This is a genomic window from Amycolatopsis sp. NPDC104587 (assembly GCF_055583645.1).
In genome coordinates, this window is sequence record NZ_JBVJNO010000016.1 from 1 (window position 1) to 23,002 (window position 23,002).

Below are 23,002 nucleotides of genomic sequence, written 5' to 3' on the forward strand. Positions count from 1 at the left end.
CTTCTTCAAGAACTACGACGGCGTCCTGAAGATCGACGGCGAGGTCGGCAACAAGAAGGTCTACGACCCCCGCTCGTACCTCAAGGCCGCCGAGGCCGGCATGGCCCAGCGCGTGGTCGAGGCCTGCCAGGCCCTCGGCTCGGCGGGCACGAAGCTCAAGTAGCCGCACGCGAAGGGGCCGCCACGGGTTCGTGGCGGCCCCTTCGTCGTGTTCAGACCTCGACGACTTCGAGGAGACTCTCGAGACCCTAGAAGTCCTTGGCATTACGTGTGTACAGGGGCAGGTTCCGTGCTGAAGCGATCGCCGCGATCATCAAGTCCAGTTGCCGTGACCGCGGTGACCGACCGGCGGCCAGGGTCAAGGCGACCATCGTGCCGTACCTGGCGGCTGCTTCACCGTCGAAGGGCAAGGGGTCGTACTCGACGAGCACGGCGCGACGCCGGGCCGGTCGCCGCCCACAGCACGAACACCGCCACCAACGCCACCCCCGCCGTCCAGTACTCCACCGGCGGGGCCGACTCCGTGTGCGCGTCACCCAGCACCCACGGCCGGAACTGCGACTGCAGCCACAGCGCGCCGTAGCCGAACGCCGTCACCAGCAGTGCCCCGGCACCCGCCGTCAGCAGCCCGTGGCCGCGGCCGATCGCGAACGCCAAGTCGACCGCCACCCCCACCGCCAGCAGGTAGAACGGGATCGTCGACACGGGGAAGCCCATCCCGAGCAGCAGCGGCCACATCACCCCGCGGTACGCGATGTACGCCAGCGCCACCGCGGACGCCGACCAGCGGAAACCCAGGGTCTTGCGGGCCAGGACCAGGATCAGCGCCATCACGCCGATGCCCCACAGCGGGTACACCCACTCCGGGATCGGCATCGTGAAGTGCAGGATCGCGGCCCGGTCGACCGGGTGCCCGATCTGGTTGGCCGCGAACGACAGCAGGGACGGCTCGGCCTCCGGCGCGCCGCGTTCCCACGCCCGCAGGCCGAGGATGCCGTACTCCTGCTGGCCGTTCGGGAAGAACGTGTTCTCCAGGAAGAACGCCCACAGCACGAGCAGCACGCCGGTGCGGAAGCGCCCGGGCGGCGACAGCCGCAGCCAGCCCAGCAGCACGCCCGCCTGCATGATGCCCGTGCCCAGGTAGAGCATCATGTGGGACGGGCTCCACGCGGTCAGGTCGAGGCCGTTGACGCGGTGGTTGATGACGTCCAGCGGCGCCGCCACGAGGAACACCAGCAGGCCGGTCTGCATCAGGCGCAGTGACGTCTTGTCGGCGCCGAGGCCCGTGTAGCTGTGGATCGCCACCAGCACGACGATGATCACCGTGCCGACGGTGTTGATCAGGTGCGGCGGCGCGAGGTCGTCACGCAGCCACATGAAGTGCCACGACATGTCCCACGACGAGCCGACCAGCTTGAACGCGAACGCGGCCAGCCACATCCCGTAGCAGAACCGCAGCACCCACTCCGGCGTCGGCTGCCCGGGGGCGCCGCGGTGCCAGTGCCGCGTGAAGAACAGCCGCGTCTTGCCGATCGGGCTGCGCGGGATCACGTCCACGGGGACGTCGACTGCCTTGGCCATGCGGACATCATGGCCGGTCATGGTCACGAGCGGGCCAAGACCGTGGCAAAGCCCTCCAAAACCAGGGTTCACCCCTACGGGTGGACGATTTGCCTTCGGCGTGCGTGGGTTGGCAGGGTGTGCCGCCATGATGCCGAAACGACTTGTGGCCGCCGTCCTGATCGGCGCGCTGGTGCTGGCCGGCGGTGGGGTTCTCGCGGGTCTGTTCTTCTGACCCCCGTGCAGAATGGGCGGCATGACGCACAACCTGCTCGGCCCCGAGCCGACGCTGCTGCCCGAGCACACCGCCGCCCAGGCCGCGCTCGACGCCGGGAACGACCCGGCCGCCGTCGCCGCCGAACACCCCGACTACAGCGAGGCGTGGGCTTCGCTGGCCGAGAAGGCCTTCGACGCGGGTGAGACCGTCGCCGCGTACGCCTACGCGCGCACCGGCTACCACCGGGGTCTCGACCAGCTGCGTCGCGCCGGCTGGAAGGGCTTCGGCCCGGTGCCGTGGGCGCACCGGCCGAACCAGGGGTTCCTGCGCGCGCTGGCCGTGCTCGGCAAGGCCGCCGGGAAGATCGGCGAGACCGAGGAGTACGACCGCTGCCGCACCTTCCTCGCCGACTCCGACCCCGCCGCCGCGGAAGCCACCGGCCTGAAGTGACACCCGGCGTCGTGAGTGGTAATTCGGGTTAGAACCCGAATTACCACTCACGACCAGCCACGGCACGTGAGGTGGTCACCATGGCAAGCCCCGCTCCGCGCGGGCGGCCGCGCAAGCTCCCCGTCGGGGAGCAGCGGGCGCGCGTGCTGCAGGCGACGGCGAAGGTCGTCGGGCAGCACGGGATGCAGGGCGCGACGATCGAGCAGATCGCGCGGGAGGCCGGCGTCTCGCGCCAGGCCGTCTACGAGCAGTTCGGCGACCGCGCGACGCTGTTCGCCGAGGTCGTGGCCGAAACCGAGGAGCGGGCCTTCGCCGCCATCGCGGGCCCGTCGGTGGCCGACCCGCAGCCCGGCCTGCGGGCCTGGGCGCGGGCCAACTACGCCAACATGGTCACCTTCGTCGCGGACAGCCCGGAGGCCTACGGGGTGCTCCGCGCGGCCGAGCGCGCGGGCGACCCCGCCCTCACCCGCCTGAGGGAGCGGCTGGCCGTCGTTTACACCGAAGCCAGCCGCAAGCGGTGGGCCGCGCACGGCATCGACTCCGGGCGCGCCGACCGCGCGCTCGTCACGCTCTTCTTCGCGATGACCGAGTCACTGGTCCAGGCCACCTGGGACGGCGCGCCGCCGGACCAGGAAGCCCTCATCGACCTGCTCACCGAGTTCACCGTCGGGGGCGTCGCCCGCCTGCAGGCCAAGGCGAGCGACGTCATCGAGCGGCTGCGCTAGACGACGGCCATCTCGGGTAGGGCGACCGAACCGACCACCCGGTTCCGCCCGCCGTGTTTGGCCGCGTAGACGGCCGCGTCGGCGGACGCCATCACCGCCTCGATGGACACCCCGTCGAGCGGGTACGCCGCGACGCCGATCGACGCCGTCTGGCGTTTGATGTCGACGGCCGCGCCTTCGTTGGTCGTGGTGCTGATGATCAGCTCGCTGACCCGTTGCCGGATCCGCTCCGCGGTGACGATGGCGTCCTCTTTGGAGGTCGCGGGCAGCAGCGCGACGAACTCCTCGCCGCCGAACCGGCCGACCAGGTCGTGCGCCCGGGTCTCCTGCTTGACGACGGCGGCGACCGCCTTGAGCACGTCGTCCCCGGCGAGGTGCCCGTAGGTGTCGTTGATCCGCTTGAAGTGGTCGAGGTCGATCATCATCGCGCCGAAGCTGCCCTGCTCGCGCTCGGCGCGCGAGATCTCGCGCTGCGCGCCGTCCTGCCAGGTGGTGGCGTTGAGCAGCTGGGTCTTCTGGTCGGTGGTGGCGAGCTCCTCGAGCCGCTTGATCAGCACGGACCGCTGCAGCACGTACAGCGGCAGGATGACCAGCCCCGACAGCAGCGGCTCCTCGTTGAGCACCATCACCAGCAGCGCGCCGACGCACAGAGTGGACAGTTCGAGCAGGTTGTCGTCCATGGTGCCCAGGCACGACGCGGGGGTCGCGTTTTCGGGGTCGGCGAGGTAGAGGCCGAGACCGGTGAGCGCGGTGTTGACCGTGAAGAACGCGAGGCCGGCCAGCGTCACGGTCGCGACGCCGCTGCCGAGGGTCATGTGACCCACAACACCCCCGGCGAACGCCGACAAGATCATCGTCGTGGCGTTGGCGGCGACGCGGTGAAATTCACCCGGACGGGTGCCGGACCAACTACGGAACGCGAGGTACACGTAGAGCACGAACCCGAGCGCGGCGACCAGCTGAGCCGGCAGCAGCAGGCCGGCGGGCAGCAGCCACACCGAAGTCATCGAGATGTAGGGCCCCTGGCTGAGGATGCGGCGCTGGCGCTCCAGCCGCCGGCTGACCTCCGTCTGCGTCACTGCCAACGCTGTGAGCAGCGCAAACGTGCCAACTTGGGCGAGTGTGACCGGCACGGTCAACAGGGACACGGCCGTCCACGTGAGCATGACCGTGATGGCGGTCAGCGTGGCGATGATCCAGTCGCGGGGGCGTGTCCACAATGCCCAGCCCCGCACGCGAGAAATCAAGTCTTGGCCGCCCTGTTCCCCCGATGTGACCATTTTTCCCCCAGCCCCTTGCGCGGATGTTCGGTGACAAAGTACTCACGGACAGTTTCAGACCGTTTGCCAGCTGTCCACAAGGGCAATCGGTGTGTACTTTTTCTTTGACACCGGAACGAGAGGTGGCCAGCGATGCGCGGCAAAGAACAGTGACCGCACAGCGCACCGCAAGGTCGCGCAGGTCGAGCCCACGCGCGGGGCATGTCAAGCATGTTCGGCGCGTGCGGCTTCTTTGTCGTTCCCTCGCTCCGGCTCGCCCGCCAGGGCCCGCGCCCACAGCGCCGCCAGCGGCAGGGTGAGCACCACTCCGACGATGCCGAAAATCCCGACGGTGCCGTGCGGGCTCAGCTGATCCGCGAGCACACCACCGATCAGCGGGCTGACGCCCATCATCGTGGTCAGTCCGGTGTTGGACAGGCCCATCACCTGCGCCCGCTGCTCGTCGGGCACGGCCAGCGTCAGTGACGCGGTCGCCTGCAGCAGGCAGACCGTGCCGAAGCCGCCGGAGACGATGAACAGCACGATCGACGCGACCGGCCCGGGGTTCAGGAAGCACAGCACCAGCGGCACCGCGCACAACGCGGAGAGCGGGGCGATCAGCTTCGGCCGCAGCCGCGCGGGCACCCAGCGCGTGTAGACGAACGTCGCGATGACACTGCCGATCGGGTCGGCCGCGAGCAGCAGGCCGATCGCCGACGGGCCACCGCCGGAGGCCGCCACGTACGGCGCCGCGATGCCCTCGTAGACCGGCAGGAGCCCCATCAGCCAGGTGAACAGCACCAGGGTGCGCAGCGGCGAGCTCGCGAACGCCGTCCGGCCGCCACCGCCGAGCGTCGCGAAGAAGGACTTGCGCTGCTCACCGCTCGCCGCGGCCGGCCGGGCGCGGACGCCGAGCCGGATGAACAGGGCGGAGAGGACGAACGTGGCGGCGTCGATGACCAGCGCGACGTGCGGGTCGAGCGCGATCAGCAGCGCGCCGCCGCCGGCGAACCCGAGCAGCTGGGCGCTCTGCACGGTCATGCTGCGGATGCCCATGCCGACGACGAACCGGTCGCCTTCGAGCACCTGCGGCAGCAGCGCGAGCTGGGAGGCCTTGAACGGCGGGTTGACGAGCGAGACGCCGCCGACCAGCACGCACATCAGCCAGAACGGCATCCCGGGCAGGGCGACGAGCAGGATCAGCGCGGCGCGCAGGACGTCGACCAGCACCATCACGGAACGGCGGGGGAAGCGGTCGGCGAAGCCGGTGAGGAAGATGCCGCCGAGCAGGGACGGCGCGTAGGTCAGGGCGTACGTCAGGCCGGTCAGCGTGGCGGAGTTGGTCCCGGTGAACACCAAGATGGACAGCGCGACCCGGGCCAGCTGGTCACCGGCGATCGACAGCAGTTCCCCGAACCACAGTGCCCGGAACTCGGCGATCCCGAACACCTCGCGGAACGTGACCCGGTCCGGCGGTGCTGCCATGCGTTTTCTCCCGACCTCGTGCAGACCGCGCCCTTCTCATGACCGCCGGTGACGAGACGACCAGTCGGTCATGAGGCAGTCACGGTACGTGAGTTACCTCAGCCAGTGTCCCGTGACTGTTGGTGAATTCCTAGGTTCTTTCGCCGGTATCGAAGGTGTCACGGAGCTTTCCCGAACGGGTCAGACGATAGCCCGCAGTGTCTGACCGGTCGCCCAGGAGTCACCAATGGATCATTCCGTACCCGTTGGCGCAGGACCAGAGGCAAAAGTAGCCACCTCGCGCGGGGTGAGGTGGCTACCGGGGTGGCGGGACTAGCGCCGGTGCTTTTCGATCACTTCGACCGACGCGCGGACCTGCTCGAAGGTGGGCGGGGCCGCCCGGTTGAACACGACGGTCAGGGACCAGCGCGGGATGACCACGAACTCGACGTCGACCCCGGCCGCCTCCGAAGCGGCCTCGACGACGTCCCGCCAGTGCTTCGGGTCGATCCCGTCCGGATCGGCCCATTCGTGGGCGAAGATCGCCCAGTTCCCCCTGAGTAGGTGCCGACGACGTCCTGCGCGGTGTGGACGCGGTGCGGCGGGCCGATCTCACCGGCCAAGTCTTCCCGGCCGGGGACGTGCTGCGAAGGCCCGGGCGCCTGGGTGGACGAAGGACAAAAGCCACTCCTTTCACCGACGTGCGGGAGGCATTCGGCGCCGGTGCCGGTGGTGATTGGCCGCACCCGGAATTCCGCCCTGTGAGACGCCCTTCTCCTGCTCAGACGCGGGCGTAGCTTCGGTTTTGTGGCCGATCTCCCGCCGTTCAGCCTCGCCGTCGTGGGCGCCGGACCCCGCGGGGTCGGCGTCCTCGAACGGCTCGGCGCGAACGCCGCGGAGCTGCTCGGCGGCCGCCGGCTCGAGGTGCACCTGATCGACCCGTTCCCGCCCGGGCCCGGCCGGGTCTGGCGCCACGACCAGTCGCCGCTGCTGCGGATGAACTCCATGCCCGAGGACGTCACGATGTTCACCGACGACTCGGTGAAGATGGCCGGCCCGGTGCTGCCCGGCCCGTCGCTGCTGGAGTGGGCGCGCCAGGTGCGTGACGGCGCGCTCGACGCCGAAGTGCCCCCGGACGTCGTCGCCGAGCTGACCGCGCTGGACAGCTTCGACTTCCCGACCCGGCGGCTGCAGAGCGCCTACCTGACCTGGGTGTACCGCAAGGTTGTCGCCGACCTGCCCGGCGAGGTCGACGTCGTCGAGCACGCGGCGCGCGCGGTGCGGGTCGACGGTGGCGAGGTGGAACTGTCCGACGGCACGACGCTGCGCGCCGACGCCGTGGTGTTCACCGTCGGTCACCTCGACGCGGACCCCGACGAGCGGGAGCGGGAGCTGGCGGCGTTCGCCGCGGGGCACGGGCTGGCCTACTACCCGGCCGGGTACACCGCCGACGTCGACTACTCCGGCATCACCCCGGGCGAAACCGTGCTGGTGCGCGGGTTCGGGCTGGCGTTCGTCGACCTGATGCTGCTGCTGACCGAGGGCCGCGGCGGCCGGTTCGAGGAGCTGGCCGGCGGCGGCCTCCGCTACCACCCGAGCGGCGCCGAGCCGGTGCTGCACGTCGGCTCCCGGCGCGGGGTGCCCTACCACGCGAAGATCGGCTACCGGCTGCGCGGGAAACCGTTGCGGCTGCCCAGGTTCTTCGACGCGTACACGATGGACGAGCTCCCCGGCGCGGCCCTCGACTTCCGCGCGGACGTCTGGCCGCTGGTCGCGAAGGAGCTGGCCTGGGGCTTCTACAGCGAGCTGTTCACCGGCCACCCGGACCGGGTGCGGATGGACTTCGCCGTGTTCGCCGACGCCTTCGCGGACCTGGACTGGGACTCGCCGGGCATGCGCGACCTCGTCCAGCGGGCGGTGCCCGCCGAAGTGGACCGTCTCGACCTCGACCGGCTGGACCGGCCGATGGCGGGCCGCGAGTTCGGCTCGGCGGAGGAGTTCGGCAAGGAGCTGCGCGAGTACGTCGAGGCCGATCTGGCGCGGCGGGCCGACCGGGAGTTCAGCGCCGACCTGGGCGCGTTCATGGCGCTGCTGTCGGTGTACGCCCAGCTGCCCACGTTGGTCCAAAAAGGACGGTTGAACGCGGCGTCCCAGGTGTCCGACATGGACGGCTGGTTCCACGGGTTCTTTTCCTACTACGCCAGCGGTCCGCCGCCGCGTCGGCTGGAGGAGCTGCTGGCTTTGCACGAAGCCGGCGTGGTCTCGTTCGCCGGCGCCGAGATGGCGGTGACGGCGGAGCACGGCGTGTTCGTGGCGTCGTCGGCGAGCTACCCGGGCACGGTTTCGGCGCGGACGCTGGTCGAGGCCCGCCTGCCGGGTCCGAGCGTGACCCGCGCGGCGGACGGCCTGCTCCGGCAGCTGCGCGACGCGGGTGAGCTGGCCGAGGAGACGGTGGCCGACCCGGTGACGGGGGTTCTGCTGCCGTCGGGCCGGATCCACACGCGGGTGTCGGACTCCCGCCTGCTCGACGGAACCGGCCAGGCCCACCCGCACCGGTTCGCGGTGGGCCCCCACACGAGCGCCCGCTCGGCGGCGGCCTTCACCCGGCCGCGGACGAACGCGCTGTCGTTCCGGCAGAACGACGCCGTGGCGCGGGAGATCCTGGCCCTCGTGAGTGGCAATTAGGGTTCTAACCCGAATTACCACTCACGACATCGTGGCGACCAGCTCGGCCAGCACCTGCTCCGGCGCGGGCATCTCCGCGATCTCGGCCGCCACCCCGCGCGCGATCTCGCGGGGCTTCGGGTCGTCCAGCAGCTCTTGGACCGCGGCTTCGATCGCGGGGATCCGGATCGCGTCGCCCACCAGGGACTTCGCGGCGCCGAGCGTGGCGAGCGCGTCCGCGTTGGCGAACTGGTCGGCGCCCTGGGGCAGCACCAGCTGCGGCAGGCCCGCGGCGAGCGAGGCGAGCACCGTGCCCGTGCCGCCGTGGTGCACGACCAGCCCCGCGTGCTTCAGGACCTCGGCCTGCGGCACGAACCCCGCCGCGTGCACCCGGTCCGGCAGCGGGCCGAGCAGCGCCGGGTCGCCGGGACCGAGCGCCACCAGCACGTCGACGTCCAGCCGCGACAGCGCGGCGATCGCCCTCTGCAGGACTCCCGGGGCGCCGAAGACGACGGTGCCGAGCGTCAGGTACACAAAGCCGTCCGGCGGGAGCGGGGGCAGCGGGACGTCCGGGTCGAACGGCGTCGGGCGCATGCGGAACACCTTCGGCACCCCCGCGGTGCCGGGGTCGCGGACGCTGTCGGGCCAGACGTCGACGCAGGCGTCGCCGAGCAGCGCGTCCGCCGGGAGCGCGCCCCACAGCGGCCGCAGCCGTTCGGTGGCGACGGCCAGGATTTTCGGCGACATCGACCGCCCGATCACGACCGAGACCGCGGGGAGGCCCGCCCGGCGCGCGGCGATCCCGGCGCCGACGTCGCTCATCTCGTAGATCACCAGGTCGGGCCGCAGCTCGGGCAGCAGCGGGGTCAGGTCGTCGAGCAGCGAGCGCGGCAGCAGCTCGGCGAACATCGTGATGCCGACGTCGAGGAAGCCGGCGTCCTCGCCGTGCCGTTCCTTGGCTTCGGCCTCCGCCTCGCCGATGCCGATCCCGGCGCGGTGGACCTCGAAGCCGAGGTCACGCACCTGGGGCACAAACGCTTCGCCGGTGCCGAACACGACGTGGTGCCCGGCCGCGCGCGCCGCGTTCGCGAGCGGCACCAACGGGAACAGGTGGCCGTACGCCGGGCGGCACGTGAAGAGGATCCGCACCGCCCGAGCGTACCGGTCAGCCCTTCACGACCGGAGCGATTTGCTGCGTCCACTGCTGCGGCGCCGACGTCCCGCCGGGCAGCGAGTTGAAGTATTCCCAGCCGTCGATCCCGCCGAAGTCCGCGTACTTGCTCTTCAGGCTCCGGACGGTGGCCTGGAGTGTCGACATGGCGACGTAGCCGCTGCAGTTCGCGGGATTGGTGACGGTCCCGGCGACCACCTTGCTCGCCGGCACCACACCCCGGCGGATGATGTTGTCGTAGCCCGACGTGCTCGAAAGCGAGCCCCAGCCGCAGTAGAACTGCGTGTTGAACCAGGAGATCTGGCTGCCGCGGTCGCGGTAGAGCGTGTCGTAGTCGAGCCCGGACAGCCCGCCGCCGCCGCTGAGCTCGGTGGCCACCGGGGCGAGGGTGACGAGGAACGAGCTGCCGAAGTCCGCGCGCAGGGCGTCGATCAGCTTGTTCAGGGCGCCGTTGGACATGTGCTCTTCGATATCGAGGTCGATGCCGGAGAGCGAGTACGTCCGGATGAGGTTCCGCAGCAACGGGTAGTAGGTGTCAAACTGCGTTTCGAGCCGCTGGAAGCTGCCCGCCGCGGCCCCGCCGACAAAGGCGAGGACGTGCACACCCTGGCTGCGCAGGGTCGCGAGGTCCTGCCACATCCGCGTGAACTTGCTCGCGTTCGGCGGATCGTCGTTGAGGTGCACCACACTGTTCGTGTCGAGGTGGATCGCCCCGACGATGACGTCGGTGGCCCCGGCGTCCCGCAGCGGCAGCGGCGAGACGTAGGTGGAGCCGTTGTAGATGGTTTGGTAATAGACCACAACCCTGCGCCCGGCGGCGGCCGAAGCCGGCACCGCACCCGAAATCATCAGCACCAAGGCCACGAAGGCCACGCCGATCCTCCGCATGGTCCAGACCATACGTCACCGGCGGTGGTGGGAAAAGCACACACCGTCAATCCTGTCCGGATCCTGTCTCAGCCGACCTCCTGGACCGACCGCCCGGGAATGGCGGCCAGCAGTTCCTTCGTGTACTCCGAACGCGGCTCGTGCAGCACCTGCGCGGCCGGGCCCAGCTCCACCAACGCACCCTCGCGCAGCACGCCGACCTGGTCCGCGAGCTGCCGGACCACCGCCAGGTCGTGGGAGATGAACAGGTACGACAGCCCGAGCTCCGCCTGCAGCTCGGCCAGCAGCCGCAGGATCTGGGCCTGCACCGAGACGTCCAGCGCGGACACCGGCTCGTCGCACACCACCAAGTCCGGCCGCAACGCCAGCGCCCGCGCGATCGCCACCCGCTGGCGTTGGCCGCCCGACAGCTCCGCCGGCTTGCGACGCGCCACCGAAGTCGGCAGCGCCACCTGCTCCAGCAGCGAGGGGACCTGCGACCGCGGCAGCCCGAACGCCCGCAACGGCTCCGCGACGACGTCCTCGATCGAGAACTTCGGGTTCAGCGACGCGTACGGGTTCTGGTACACGATCTGCATCCGCCGTCGCAGCCGCCGCAGCTCCGGACCGGCCAGCGCCGTGATGTCCTGGCCGTCGAAGGAAATCGACCCCGCCGACGGGGTCTCCAGCCGGAGCACCATCCGCGCCGTCGTCGACTTGCCCGAGCCCGACTCGCCCACCAACGCCAGCGTCTGGCCGCGGGGGACCTCGAACGAGATCCCGTCGACCGCGCGGATGCCGCCGTCGAACGTCTTCGCCAGGTCGCGCACCGAGACCAGCGGCTCGGCGGCCGGTGCGGGTGGTCGCGAGGCGCTCGTCATGCTCGGCGCCGCCGCGAGCAGCTGCCGGGTGTAGGGGTGCGTCGGCGCGCTGACGACCGAGGAACCCTCTTCGACCACCGAACCCTGGGAGAGCACCACGATCCGCGACGCACGATCGGCCGCGACGCCGAGGTCGTGCGTGATCAGCAGGATCGCCGTCCCCGACTCCGCGGCCAGCGACGTCAGGTGGTCGAGGATCCGGCGCTGCACGGTGACGTCGAGCGCGGACGTCGGCTCGTCCGCGATGATCAGCTTCGGCCGCCCGGCCAGCGCCGACGCGATCAGCACGCGCTGCCGGAGCCCGCCCGACAGCTGGTGCGGGTACTGGCGAGCCCTCAACGACGGGTCGGGGACACCGGCGCGTTCGAGGAGTTCAATGGCCTGGACACCGGCGGATCGCCGGTCCGCGAGGCCGTGGATCTTCAGCACCTCCGCGACCTGGTCGCCGACGCGGTGCACGGGGTTCAGCGACACCGCCGGGTCCTGCGGCACCAGCGCGATCTCGCGCCCGCGCACCCCGCGCCACTGCTTGTCCGACAGGGAAAGCAGGTCCCGGCCGTCGAAGGTGATCGAGCCGCCGTCGACGCGGCCGCCGCGCGGCAGCAGGCCGATCGCCGCGTGCGCCGTGGTCGACTTGCCCGAGCCGGATTCGCCGACAACGGCGACCACCTCGCCCGCGCCGACGTCGAAGCCGACGTCACGCACGGCCGGGACCTTCTTGTACGACACGGCCAGGTCCGAAATCCGCAGCAGGCTCATCGGTCTCCTCCGTCCAGCGCGCGGGACAGCCGGTTCGCGGCGAGGACCACCGCCGCGACCGTCAGGCCCGGGAACGTCGTCATCCACCAGGCCGTGGCCAGGAAACTGCGGCCGCCGGCGACCAGCGAGCCCCACTCCGGTGTCGGCGGCGTCGCGCCGAAGCCGAGGAAGCTCAGCGCCGACACCTCGAGCACGGCCGTGCCGAGGGTGAGTGTCGCCAGGGCGAGCACCGGGCCCGCCGCGTTCGGCAGGACGTGCCGCAGCAACACGCCGGACCAGCGCACGCCGGAAGCCCGCGCGGCTTCGACGAACACGCCGTTTCGCACCCGAAGCACCTCCGCGCGCATGACCCGCGCGAAGGCGGCGAGGTTCGCGATGCCGACGGCGATCGCGACGTTCGTCGTGCCGAAGCCCAGCGCCGTGACCAGGGCCAGCGACAGCAGGATCGGCGGGATGGCGAGGAAGACGTCGACCACCCGCATGATCGCGGTGTCGGCCCAGCCGCCGCGGAACCCGGCCAGCAGGCCGAGCGCCGAGCCCGCGACCAACGCGACGAGCACGGCGATCGCGGTGGCGCGCAACGACAGTGATGCACCGTGGATCACCCGCGCATAGACGTCTCGGCCGGTCTCGTCGGTGCCGAAGAGGTGGTGCAGCGACGGCCCCTGCAGCCGTTCGACCGGGACGCCGGTGATCGGGTCATACCCGGTCAGCAACCCCGGCACAAAGGCCGCGAGCAGCACAAACGCCAGCACGACCACCGCGAGCACGAGCCCGGGCGGGATCCGCACTTTCACGTGAAAGTGCGGCTTGGGGGGCCGGGCGAAGTCAACCACGGGCCACCTCCGGCGTCCGCGCGATGCGCGGGTCGAGCAGCGGGTAGAGCAGGTCGACGACCAGGTTGAGCACCACGAACACCAGCGCGGCCAGCACGATCACCGCCTGCACCACCGGGACGTCCTGCGCGGTGACGGCGGCCGCGGTGATCCGGCCGACGCCGTCGCGCGAGAACACCGTCTCGGTGATCACCGAACCCGCGACGAGGTTGCCCGCCACCACCCCGGCGACGGTCAGCGTCGGCACCGCCGCGTTGCGCAGCAGGTGTCCGAAGTGGACACGCCAGCGGCTCGCGCCCTTGGCCGCCGCGATCTCCGCGTACGGCTGTTCCTGCTGGGTGGCCAGGCTCTTCGCCAGCACCTGGCCGATGATCGCGCCGGTCGGCAGCGCGAGGGTGACCGCGGGCAGGATCACCGCCGCGAAGCCCTGCGTGCCCAGCGCCGGCAGCAGCCGCAGCCGGAACGAGAAGAACTGGATCAGCAGCAGGCCCACCCAGAACGGCGGCAGCGAGATCGCCAGCGAGGGCAACGACAACAGCGCCTGCCGCAGCCAGCGGAACCGCGTGAACGTGCCGAGGAAAGCCGAGCCGCCGCCGAACAGCACCGCGAACACCAGCGCCAGGCTCGTCACGGCGAGCGTCGGCGGCAACGCCGTGACGACCATGTGCGTGGCGTCGTCGCCGGTCGCGACACTGCGGCCGAAGTCGCCGTGCAGCGCCGAGACCAGCCGTTTCAGGTACTGGACGGGCAACGGCGAGTCGAGGCCGTACTCCGCGCGGGCGGCGGCGAGCTGCTCGGGCGTCGCCGACGAACCCGCCTCCCCGCTGGCGAGCTTCGCCGAGACGGCGTCACCCGGCAGCAGGTAGAGGATCAGGAACGACAGCGTGAACGCCGCCCACAGCACAAAAACCGCCTGCCCGGCCCGGCGGAGGAGGTAACGCCTCACGAGAGCCACGCGTCGAACAGCTGCAGCCGTGACGACGCTTCGAAGTCGACGGCGTGCGCCTTCGAGCTCAGCGCGACGACCTGGGTCAGCTCGAAGACCGGGATCGCGTAGGCGTGGTCGACGATCAGCTGCTGGACCTCGTCGGCCGACGGCTTGCGCTTCGCGTTGTCCACAGTGGACGACTGGGCGTCCAGTGCCACGTCCAAGGGGTTGCCCGGGGCGAGCTTGCTGCGGTTGCCCGCCTTCGTCGAGAACTGGCCGCGCAGGATGTCCGGGTCGGCGCGCGTGACGTTGTACCAGAGGAAGTCGTAGTTCCCGGCGAGCTGGATCTGCGTGGTCTCGGCCGTCGTGTGCTGCTCGATCCGCAGGTCGAAGCCGATCTTGCGCAGCTGCTGCTGCACCAGCTCCAGCACACTGCGGTTCTGGTTGAACACCGGCGAGAACACGACGGACGCGCTCAGCCGCTGCCCGTTCTTGGTGCGGATCCCGTCGGGCCCGGGCGCCCAGCCGTCGCCGTCGAGCAGCGCGGCCGCGCCCTTTTGGTCGTACGCGAGCTGCCGCGAAAGGTCGCTGTGCAACGGCGTCGCCGAGCCGAGGATGCTGGTGGCGGGTTTGTAGTTCGCCGTCAGCACGGTGTTCACGACCTCGGTGCGGTCGACGCCCTTGAGCACGGCCTGGCGCACCTTCTCGTCGGCCAGCACCCCGCGGGCGGTGTTGGCGTGCAGGTTGAACACCACGCCGGGGTTCGGCCGGATGTTCTCGGTGAAGCCGTTGCCGGCGAACTGCGGCTCGTCGACCGGCTGGATGTCGGTGGCCGCGTCGAGCTGGCCGGACGCGAGGCTGCCGGTGCGGACGCCGGGCTCCGGCACGATCTTGTAGTCGATCTTGTCGAGGTACGCCTCACCCTGGTGCTCGAACAGCGACGAGCCCCACGCGTAGCCCTTGCGCTTGGCCAGGACGATCTCCTGGTTCTGCTTGAGGCTTTCGAAGACGAACGGCCCGGAGCCGATCAGGCCGTTGCCCTGGCAGCGCTGCTCCGGCGTCTTCTTGAACGCGGCGGGCGCGAGGACGCCGAGCGACATCGTCGAGCTGGCCTGCAGGAACTGGGCACTGGGCGAGGAGAACTCGATCCGCACGGTCTGCGGGTCGACGACCGTTGACGCTTTGTACGCCGCGAGGTAGCCGTAGCCGAGCTGGGCTTTGGTGCCGAGGGCCTTGATGCCGTCGAAGCTGGTCTTCACCGCGGCGGCGTCGACCGGGCTGTTGTCGGAGAAGGTCGCGCCGGGCCGCAGGTGGAAGGTGAACGCCGTCGAACCGGCGCTGATCTCCCACTTCTCGGCCAGCCACGGCTTGATCTCGCCGGTCTTCGGGTCCTGGTCGGTCAGCGAGTCGACCAGCTGGCGCGCGACGTTGATGGACGCGTTCGTGGCGGTCTGCTGCGGGTCGACGCAGTCGGGCGCCGAGGAGATGCCGAGGCGCAGCGTGCCGCCGGGTTTCGGCGGGCCGGCGTCGGCCTGCTCGGTGCCGGCGGCGGAGCAGGCGGTTAGCAAAATCGGCAGGGCGAGCAGGGCCGCGGCGTTGCGGGCGCGGAAGAGTGGGGACACCGGACGGCCTCCAGCGGGGAGCGGTTGCGTCTTCGAGCGCGACGCTAGTTCCGCGCTGGAGGCCGTCTCACGGAGCGAACGGCGGTCCCATCACCTGGCACCGCGCGGATTCCCCCTTGACTCGGGGGCCGGGATCAGCAGCGGCCGAGCATGTCCGTCAGCGCGCTCTTCTCCGCGGTGCTGATCGTCAGCTTGAACTTGTACTTCACCGCGGTCCACATCTTGGCGTAGGTGCACCAGTAGCTGGTGAGCGGCGGCTTCCACTGGTCGGGCGACTTGTCACCCTTCTCCTGGTTGACGTTGTCCGTCACGGCGATCAGCTGCGGGTCGGTGAGGTCGTTCGCGTACGCCTGGCGCTGCGCGGTCGTCCACACCGACGCGCCGGTGCGCCACGCGGCCGCGAGCGGCACGACGTGGTCGATGTCCACATCGGACGCGGCGGTCCAGGTCGCGCCGTCGTACGGGCTGAACCACGAGCCGGACGTCGGCGCGCAGTCGGAGCCGGCCTGCACGTTCGTGCCGTCGCGCTTCAGGACGACCTCGCGGGTGTTGCAGCCGTTGCCCTGGTCGATCCAGTGCGGGAACTTGTCCCGGCTGTAGCCGGTCTGCGACCCGTCGGCCTTGACCGTCAGGGACGCCAGCTCGGACTTCGCCGTTGTTGTCGACGGAATGCCTGGCGGGGTGGCTTCGGCGACGCTGACCAGCGTCCCGGAGAGCACGGCGGTGGCCGCGAGAACGGTCAAGGAATGACGAACAGCACGCCTGGTTGGCATTTTGCTGCCTCCGTGTCAGGTGTGGGGACAGCTAACCCTGATACACGGGAGTGGCGAGTGCAACACGTATAGGTGACATGTTGCTGCCCGTTCGTGAACGCTGCGTGTCCGCGCGCGCACGCGTGGGTGAAAGTGCCAGGTCAGACCGCCCCGCGAACCAAGCGGAGATCCTCGGTGTGCCGGTACCAGGTCCACTTGTTCACCGCGCGTTCGTGCACCACGTCGTCGCTGACCGGCCGCGTCGGGATGCAGCCGATCTGGAACGCGCGCGAGTACAGCGTGGTCGGCCGCTTGAAGATCGTCCCCTTCACCACGCGCACGGCCAGGCCGGGGCCGCCGGGGTCCGGCGTCACCTCGATCGACGCGGCCGGCCCGCGCAGCGCGACCTGCTCGTCGCAGTAGGCGACGCCGCGGACCAGCCGCAGCAGCCCGCGCCCGACGAGCACGCCGCCGACGTCGTCGCGGATCAGCGGCACCGGGTCGACGTCGCCGCGCAGGGCGAGCGCGAGGGCCTGCAGCGGCGACTTCGGCAGGCCCCAGAGCGCGGCGACCGACGAGTCCGGCGCCGCCGGCACGAACCCGACCGACACGCCCGAGATCGCGTCCTTCCGCAGCAGCCTCAGCACGACCGCGGCCAGGTCCGCGTCGGTGCCGGACACCACCAGGTGATCGTGTTCGCCCAGCAAGGGGTCGATTTCCGCCTTGCCGGGGCGGCTGGGCACGCGGATCGATTCGACGTCATCGACTTCTTCGAAGCCGGCCGCCGAGTCACCACAGGCCACCACTAGTCCGCGCACCCGCGGGACCTCCGTTACAGTCATGCACCGGCATTTCCTCAGCGCCACCGGTGTCCGTCCGGGACACTAAACCTCACGTCGTCGAACACCTTGGAGTGTCACATGCCGGCCATCGTGCTCATCGGTGCCCAATGGGGGGACGAAGGCAAGGGCAAGGCCACCGACCTGATGGGTGACCGGGTCCAGTGGGTCGTCCGCTACCAGGGTGGCAACAACGCCGGGCACACCGTGGTGCTGCCGAACGGCGAGAACTTCGCCCTGCACCTCATCCCGTCCGGGATCCTCACGCCCGGCGTGACCAACGTCATCGGCAACGGTGTGGTGGTCGACCCGGGTGTGCTGCTCGAAGAGCTTTCGGGGCTGGAAGCGCGGGACGTCGACACGTCCAAGCTGCTGATCTCCGCCGACGCGCACCTGATCATGCCGTACCACGTGGCCATCGACAAAGTCACCGAGCGTTACCTCGGCAGCCGCAAGATCGGCACCACCGGCCGCGGCATCGGCCCCTGCTACCAGGACAAGATCGCCCGCGTCGGCGTCCGCGTGCAGGACCTGCTCGACGAGAAGATCTTCCGCCAGAAGGTCGAAGCCGCCCTGGAGTTCAAGAACCAGGTGCTGGTGAAGGTCTACAACCGCAAGGCGCTCGACGCGAACGAGGTCGCCGACGAGGTGCTGAGCGCCGGCGAGAAGTTCGCGCACCGCATCGCCGACACACGGCTGCAGCTCAACCAGGCCCTCGAGCGCGGCGAGACGGTGCTGCTGGAGGGCTCACAGGGCACGCTCCTGGACGTCGACCACGGCACGTACCCGTTCGTGACGTCGTCGAACCCGACGTCCGGCGGCGCGAGCGCGGGGTCCGGCATCGGCCCGGGCCGGATCACCACGGTGCTCGGCATCCTCAAGGCGTACACCACCCGCGTCGGCTCCGGCCCGTTCCCGACCGAGCTGCACGACGAGTCCGGCGAGTACCTGCGCAAGCAGGGCGGCGAGTTCGGCGTGACGACGGGCCGCTCGCGGCGCACCGGCTGGTTCGACGCGGTGATCGCGCGCTACGCGGTCCGCGTCAACGGCATCACCGACTACTTCCTCACCAAGCTGGACGTGCTGTCCGGCCTGGAGAAGGTGCCCGTGTGCGTCGGCTACGAGGTCGACGGCTTCCGCACGCAGGACATGCCGATGACCCAGACCGACGTCCACCACGCGATCCCGATCTACGAAGAGCACCCGGGCTGGTTCGAGGACATCTCGGCGTGCCGCACGTTCGAGGAGCTCCCGGCGAACGCGCGCGCGTACGTCGAGCGCCTGGAGGAGCTGTCGGGCGCCCGGATCTCGGCGATCGGCGTGGGCCCGGGCCGTGAGCAGACGATCGTGCGGCACCAGTTCGTCTAGGTCAGTTTGGTGCTGACCGGCGTCTCGTTGCGGAACAGGTCGAGCACCGGGCAGTGCTCGTCGACCTCACGCTTGAGGTCTTCGTAGCGCTCCCGGCTCGCCGGCCCTTCCAGTTCGACGGACACCCGCACGTCCCCGAAACCGGGGCGGGTGTTGAAGGAGAAGCCGAAGAAGCCGTGAAGGTCGAGGTCGCCGTCGACGATGACCTTGATCGAGTCGAGCGGAATGCCGCGCTTCGCCGCCCAGAACTGGTAGGTGATCACCTGGCACGACCCGAGGGCGGCGAGCGCGAACTCGACGGGGTTCGCGGCCTGGTCGGTCCCCCCGAGCGCGGGCGGCTCGTCGACGGTGAAGCTGTGGTCGCGGACCTTCACCTCGACTTCGGTTTTCGTGCCGGGCTTCAGGGTGTGGTCAACACTGAAGGAGACGGCGGCGTTGTGCGGGTCGGCGTCGACGGCCCGGCGGGTTCCTTCGATGACGTCGGTCAGCGACATGGGTGCTCCTCGGTGATCGGCAGTTCGCCCAGGGTGGGCGAATCTCGAGGGCTTCGCTCGGGTTCTCAAGTCCTGGGAAGCCGGAAATCGCCGGCGTCACTCGTTAGCTTGGGATCATGACCATCGGAGTCACGCTCCCCTCGGGCGATACCGAGTCCGCGCCGAACCTCGTCGACGAACTCCTCGCCCAGACCCGGCAAGCCGCCGACGCCGGGCTGAAGTCCGTCTGGTTTTCGCAGCTCCCCCTCAGCCAGGACGCCATCACCGTCGCCGCGCTGGCCGGGCGGGAAGTGCCCGGGATCGAGGTCGGCACCTCCGTCGTCCCCACCTACCCGCGCCACCCGCTGCTCGTCGCCGGTGCCGCGCAGACCGCCCAAGCCGCCGCCGGAGGGCGCTTCACCCTCGGCATCGGGCTCGGCTCGAAAGGCTTCCTCGGTCCCGTCTACGGCGTTGAGTACCCGCCGCCGATCCGGCACCTGCGCGAGTACCTGACCGTCCTCCGGAGCGCGTTTGCCGGTGAAGCCGTCGACTTCGACGGCGAAACCGTCCAGGCGCACGTACCCGGGCCGTCCACTGTGGGCGGTGACGTCCCGGTCATCGTCGCCGCCATGGGGCCGCAGGCCCTGCGGGTGACCGCCGAGCTCGCCGACGGGACCCTGCCGTTCCTCGCCGGGCCGAGAGCGCTTTCCGAGCTGATCGTGCCGACCATGGCGGGGAAGCGGATCATCGCCGCCGTCCCGGCCGTCGTCACCGACGACCCGGACGCCGTCCGTGCGAAAGCCGTCGAGCAGATGTCCTTCTACGGCCAGATTCCGTCGTACCGCCGGATCCTCGACGCGGAAGGCGTCGGCCACGCCGCCGACCTCGCGCTCATCGGCGACGAGAAGACCGTCCTCGCCGGGCTTCAGCGTTACTACGACGCAGGCGCCACCGACGTCCTCGTTTCGCAGACCGGCATCCGCTCCAGCGAAGAGCGCCGACGGACCTGGGAGGTCGTCAGCTCAATCGGTTCGTGAGGGTCGCCGTCACCGACAGCTCCTCCAGGTCCAGCTCGCGCAGCACCTTCTGCAGGATCTCGTCGTCAAGCCGGCCCGCGCGGTTCTCCTCGATCATCGCCTTGCGCTGGATGATCAGCAGCTCCTTCCGGGCCTTCGCGAACTGCGCCTGTGGCGTGCCCGGGCGGTCCTCGCCCGACAGCTTGATCGTCGCTTCGGCGAACCGGTAGCGCGTGTCGATCAGCCGCTCCAGCCGCTGCTTGAGCCGTTCGACCTTCTCGGGCGGCAGGTCCAGGGTGGCCAGCCGGTCGCGGCCGATCTCGCGCAGCCGTTCGTGCGCCGCCTGCTGCGCGACCTCGCGCGCGGCGAGCTCCTCGGCTTCGTCGCGCGACGCCTCCGACGGGTCCTGCACCTTCAGCACCCGGATCAACGGTGGCAGCGTGAGCCCCTGGATTAGCACCGTCCCGATCGCGACGGCGAACGCGAACAGCTGGATCTCTTCACGCCCCGGCGTGTCGGCGGGGACACCGGCCGCCGCCGCGAGTGTGACGACGCCGCGCATGCCGGTCCACGAGAGCACCGCCAGCGTCCGCCACGCCGGCGCCGCACGGCCGCGGCCGAACAGGCGCATCGCCCGGGGCAGGTAGGCGAAGACGAACACCGCCGGGACGCGCACCAGCATCGTCACCAGCAGCACGACCACCGCGACCAGCACGAGCGTGCCGTTGTCGCGCGCCGCGTGCTGGGCGCCGTCGAGCACGAACGGCAGCTGCAGCCCCATCAGCGCGAACACCAGCGCTTCCAGCAGGACGTCGATGGACGCCCAGACGGATCTGTCCTGCATGCGCGTCGCGGGTGACGCGTACAGCGAGCGCGCGCCCAGATAGAGGCCCGCGGCGACCACGGCGAGAACCCCCGACCCGCTGAACTCCTCGCCGAACGGGTGCAGGTGCTCGGCGGTGACGTACGCGCCGAACGGCACGATGATCCCGAACGCCGACTCGAGCAGCGGGTCGTCGAGCAGCCGCCGGATCCCCACGACGAGGGCGCCGATCGCCAGGCCGACCGCGATGCCCAGCACCGTCGCCACGCCGAACACGGCGAACCCGTGCCCGGCCGAGCCCGCGGTGCCCGCGACCGCGGCGAGCGCGACCTTGTAGAGCGTCAGCGCGGCGGCGTCGTTGACCAGGCTTTCGCCGGTCAGCACGGTCATCACCCGCCGCGGCAGGCCGAGCTTGCGCCCGATCGCCACCGCCGTGACGGCGTCCGGCGGCGCCACGACCGCGCCGAGCACCAGCGCGGAGGCGAACGGCACGTCCGGCAGCAGCAGGTGCACGACCAACGCGACGACCACGGCCGTCACCGCGACCAGCACCACGCCCAGCGCGACGATCGGCCGCAGGCTGTTCTTGAAGTGCGTCAACGAGCTTTCGAGCGACGTCGAGTAGAGCAACGGCGGCAGCACGACCGTGAGCACCAGCTCCGGCTCCAGCTCGAACCGCGGCACCCCGGGGATCAGCGCGACCCCGAGCGCGACGACCACCACCAGCAGCGGCGCGGACAGGTTGTACCGGCGGGCGAACGCCGTCAGCGCCAACGATCCGGCGAGCACGCCCATCAGCGTCAGGATCTCCACGCGCGTGATCTTCGCGCAGGGAGCGGCGTTGTGCTCGGCTTCCGGTCAGTGGAAGTGACCTGGCTTACGCCGATGTCGCCGTGGTTGAGTGTGCGCACTACGCACACCTGTGCGGATCATGTGCACCGACGCACAACCGGAGGTTCCCCATGTCCCCTGGCGCTCGCTCCTGGGTCGTGCCCCTGGCCTGGACCGCCGTCCTGCTCGACGGGTTCGACCTGGTCGTGCTCGGCACCGTGCTGCCCGTGCTCCTCCGCGACCACGTCTGGGGCCTGACACCCGGCACGGCGTCGGTCGTCTCGACGGTCGGGCTGGCTGGGATGATGCTGGGCGGGCTGGCGATCGGCACGATCACCGATGTCATCGGCCGCCGGAAGTCGCTGATCATCTCCGTGGCGCTGTTCTCGGTGTGCACGCTGCTGTGCGCGTTCGCGCCCTCGACGTTCGTCTTCGGCCTGCTGCGGTTCGTCGCCGGGCTCGGCCTCGGCGGCTGCCTGCCGACGGCCATCACGCTGGTCACGGAGTACGCGCGCCGCGGCAAGTCCGGCAGCGCGACCACCACCGTGATGACCGGCTACCACGTCGGCGCGGTGCTGACGGCGCTGCTGGGCATCGTCCTCATCTCGCCGCTGGGCTGGCGCGCGATGTTCGTCGCCGGGGCGCTGCCGGCCGTCGTGCTGATCCCGCTGATGCTGAAGTTCCTGCCGGAGTCCGAGACGTTCCAGCGGGTCCGCGAGACCGAGCGGTCGGCCGGGCACGCCGTCGCCGGCCTGTTCCGCGGCGGCCTGCTGCGCGCGACGATCGCGTTCTGGGTGACGTCGTTCATGGGGCTGCTGCTGGTGTACGGCCTGAACACCTGGCTGCCGGAGATCATGCGCCAGGCCGGGTACCCGCTCGGCGCGGCGCTGAGCCTGCTGCTGACGCTGAACGTCGGGGGAATCGTCGGGCTGCTCGTCGCGGGCCGGGTCGCCGACCGCGTCGGCATCCGCCCGTCGGCGATCGTCTGGTTCTGCCTGGGCGCGGTGTTCCTCGCGCTGCTGAGCGTGAAGCTGCCCGCGGTCGGGCTGTACGCGGCGGTGTTCCTGACCGGTTGTTTCGTGTTCAGCGCACAGGTGCTGGTGTACGCGTACATCGGCCGCATCTACCCGGACGCGATCCGCGCGACCGGCCTCGGCTGGTCGGCGGGCATCGGCCGCATCGGCGCGATCTCCGGCCCCCTCCTCGGCGGCGCGCTGCTGACGGCGGGAATCGCGTACCCGTGGGGCTTCTACGCCTTCGCGGGAGTGGGCGCCCTGGGCGCGGCGGCGGTGACGGTGGTCCGCCCGGGCCGCCACTCCCCGGCGCGGGAACCCGCACCGGCTGAGCAAAGCCCCGCGACTTCCTGAGCCTGCCGCAGCTGTCGTGGGGGGGGGGGGGGGGGTTGGGCCCCAGGGCCACCCACAAAAAAACTGGGCGGGAGATCGCAAGAGGTCTTTGCATCCTTTTTTCCTGAGTCAAGACCGGGGTCTTGAAACT

19 protein-coding genes and 1 pseudogene are annotated in these 23,002 nt (G+C 70.5%); 7 read left to right on the plus strand and 13 right to left on the minus strand.

The window, feature by feature from the left end; translation table 11 throughout:
* Positions 1-163 (plus strand): annotated as a pseudogene (locus tag ACZ61C_RS38660) (class II fructose-bisphosphate aldolase); the annotation flags it as partial.
* 230 nt (positions 164-393) lie between these two features.
* On the opposite strand, the gene ACZ61C_RS38665 reads toward ACZ61C_RS38660, so the two are convergent.
* On the minus strand, positions 394-1,581 hold the full coding sequence (locus tag ACZ61C_RS38665) for a hypothetical protein (protein ID WP_465312889.1): 1,188 nt from the start codon (positions 1,579-1,581) through the stop codon (positions 394-396).
* Positions 1,582-1,816: 235 nt separating this feature from the next.
* On the opposite strand from ACZ61C_RS38665, the gene ACZ61C_RS38670 reads away from it, so the two are divergent.
* Positions 1,817-2,227 carry a DUF3151 domain-containing protein gene (locus ACZ61C_RS38670; protein WP_465312890.1) on the plus strand — a complete coding sequence of 137 codons (411 nt, stop codon included), beginning with the start codon at positions 1,817-1,819 and terminating at the stop codon, positions 2,225-2,227.
* Positions 2,228-2,307: 80 nt separating this feature from the next.
* Positions 2,308-2,952 carry a TetR/AcrR family transcriptional regulator gene (locus tag ACZ61C_RS38675; protein WP_465312891.1) on the plus strand — a complete coding sequence of 215 codons (645 nt, stop codon included), beginning with the start codon at positions 2,308-2,310 and terminating at the stop codon, positions 2,950-2,952.
* Here ACZ61C_RS38675 and ACZ61C_RS38680 read toward each other — a convergent pair.
* A complete protein-coding gene (locus ACZ61C_RS38680; protein ID WP_465313117.1) occupies positions 2,949-4,118 on the minus strand; it encodes a sensor domain-containing diguanylate cyclase in 1,170 nt (389 codons plus the stop codon). The two genes, ACZ61C_RS38675 and ACZ61C_RS38680, sit on opposite strands and share 4 nt — an antisense overlap.
* Before the next feature lie 318 nt (positions 4,119-4,436).
* Positions 4,437-5,696: an MFS transporter gene (locus ACZ61C_RS38685; protein ID WP_465312892.1), complete on the minus strand. Its 1,260-nt coding sequence runs from the start codon at positions 5,694-5,696 to the stop codon at positions 4,437-4,439.
* A 786-nt stretch (positions 5,697-6,482) separates the two neighbouring features.
* Here ACZ61C_RS38685 and ACZ61C_RS38690 point away from each other — a divergent pair.
* The gene (locus ACZ61C_RS38690) at positions 6,483-8,360 is read left to right on the plus strand and encodes an FAD/NAD(P)-binding protein (protein WP_465312893.1); all 1,878 of its coding nucleotides are present in this window, start codon (positions 6,483-6,485) and stop codon (positions 8,358-8,360) included.
* Positions 8,361-8,381: 21 nt separating this feature from the next.
* On the opposite strand, the gene ACZ61C_RS38695 is transcribed toward ACZ61C_RS38690, so the two are convergent.
* The 8 genes from ACZ61C_RS38695 to ACZ61C_RS38730 all read right to left on the minus strand — a co-directional run bounded on the left by ACZ61C_RS38695 (position 8,382) and on the right by ACZ61C_RS38730 (position 16,997).
* Complete coding sequence (locus tag ACZ61C_RS38695; RefSeq protein ID WP_465312894.1) at positions 8,382-9,488, minus strand: glycosyltransferase; 1,107 nt, start codon at positions 9,486-9,488, stop codon at positions 8,382-8,384.
* Positions 9,489-9,504: 16 nt separating this feature from the next.
* Entirely contained in the window at positions 9,505-10,398 is an 894-nt protein-coding gene (locus tag ACZ61C_RS38700) for a glycosyl hydrolase family 18 protein (protein WP_465312895.1), read from the minus strand.
* A gap of 68 nt (positions 10,399-10,466) precedes the next feature.
* A complete protein-coding gene (locus tag ACZ61C_RS38705) occupies positions 10,467-12,017 on the minus strand; it encodes a dipeptide ABC transporter ATP-binding protein (RefSeq protein ID WP_465312896.1) in 1,551 nt (516 codons plus the stop codon).
* Positions 12,014-12,802 (minus strand): ABC transporter permease, encoded by a 789-nt coding sequence (locus ACZ61C_RS38710; RefSeq protein ID WP_465313118.1) that lies wholly within the window; start codon positions 12,800-12,802, stop codon positions 12,014-12,016. Before ACZ61C_RS38710 ends, ACZ61C_RS38705 begins: the two co-directional genes overlap by 4 nt.
* 43 nt (positions 12,803-12,845) lie before the next feature.
* Complete coding sequence (locus tag ACZ61C_RS38715; protein WP_465313120.1) at positions 12,846-13,799, minus strand: ABC transporter permease; 954 nt, start codon at positions 13,797-13,799, stop codon at positions 12,846-12,848.
* The gene (locus ACZ61C_RS38720) at positions 13,796-15,403 is read right to left on the minus strand and encodes an ABC transporter substrate-binding protein (protein ID WP_465312898.1); all 1,608 of its coding nucleotides are present in this window, start codon (positions 15,401-15,403) and stop codon (positions 13,796-13,798) included. Before ACZ61C_RS38720 ends, ACZ61C_RS38715 begins: the two co-directional genes overlap by 4 nt.
* A gap of 134 nt (positions 15,404-15,537) precedes the next feature.
* Entirely contained in the window at positions 15,538-16,176 is a 639-nt protein-coding gene (locus ACZ61C_RS38725; RefSeq protein ID WP_465312899.1) for an HNH endonuclease family protein, read from the minus strand.
* Between the two features lie 140 nt (positions 16,177-16,316).
* Positions 16,317-16,997, minus strand: a complete 681-nt coding sequence (locus ACZ61C_RS38730; RefSeq protein ID WP_465312900.1) for a hypothetical protein — start codon at positions 16,995-16,997, stop codon at positions 16,317-16,319.
* A gap of 78 nt (positions 16,998-17,075) precedes the next feature.
* Here ACZ61C_RS38730 and ACZ61C_RS38735 point away from each other — a divergent pair, with 78 nt between their 5' ends.
* Positions 17,076-18,362, plus strand: a complete 1,287-nt coding sequence (locus ACZ61C_RS38735; RefSeq protein WP_465312901.1) for an adenylosuccinate synthase — start codon at positions 17,076-17,078, stop codon at positions 18,360-18,362.
* Here ACZ61C_RS38735 and ACZ61C_RS38740 read toward each other — a convergent pair.
* Positions 18,359-18,856, minus strand: coding sequence for an OsmC family protein (locus ACZ61C_RS38740; protein ID WP_465312902.1), 498 nt, complete (start codon positions 18,854-18,856; stop codon positions 18,359-18,361). The two genes, ACZ61C_RS38735 and ACZ61C_RS38740, sit on opposite strands and share 4 nt — an antisense overlap.
* Positions 18,857-18,972: 116 nt before the next feature.
* Here ACZ61C_RS38740 and ACZ61C_RS38745 point away from each other — a divergent pair, with 116 nt between their 5' ends.
* Entirely contained in the window at positions 18,973-19,872 is a 900-nt protein-coding gene (locus ACZ61C_RS38745; RefSeq protein WP_465312903.1) for a TIGR03564 family F420-dependent LLM class oxidoreductase, read from the plus strand.
* On the opposite strand, the gene ACZ61C_RS38750 is transcribed toward ACZ61C_RS38745, so the two are convergent.
* Positions 19,853-21,487: a cation:proton antiporter gene (locus ACZ61C_RS38750; protein WP_465312904.1), complete on the minus strand. Its 1,635-nt coding sequence runs from the start codon at positions 21,485-21,487 to the stop codon at positions 19,853-19,855. The genes ACZ61C_RS38745 and ACZ61C_RS38750 overlap by 20 nt on opposite strands.
* Before the next feature lie 149 nt (positions 21,488-21,636).
* On the opposite strand from ACZ61C_RS38750, the gene ACZ61C_RS38755 reads away from it, so the two are divergent.
* Complete coding sequence (locus tag ACZ61C_RS38755; protein WP_465312905.1) at positions 21,637-22,872, plus strand: MFS transporter; 1,236 nt, start codon at positions 21,637-21,639, stop codon at positions 22,870-22,872.
* Positions 22,873-23,002: the final 130 nt, after the last annotated feature.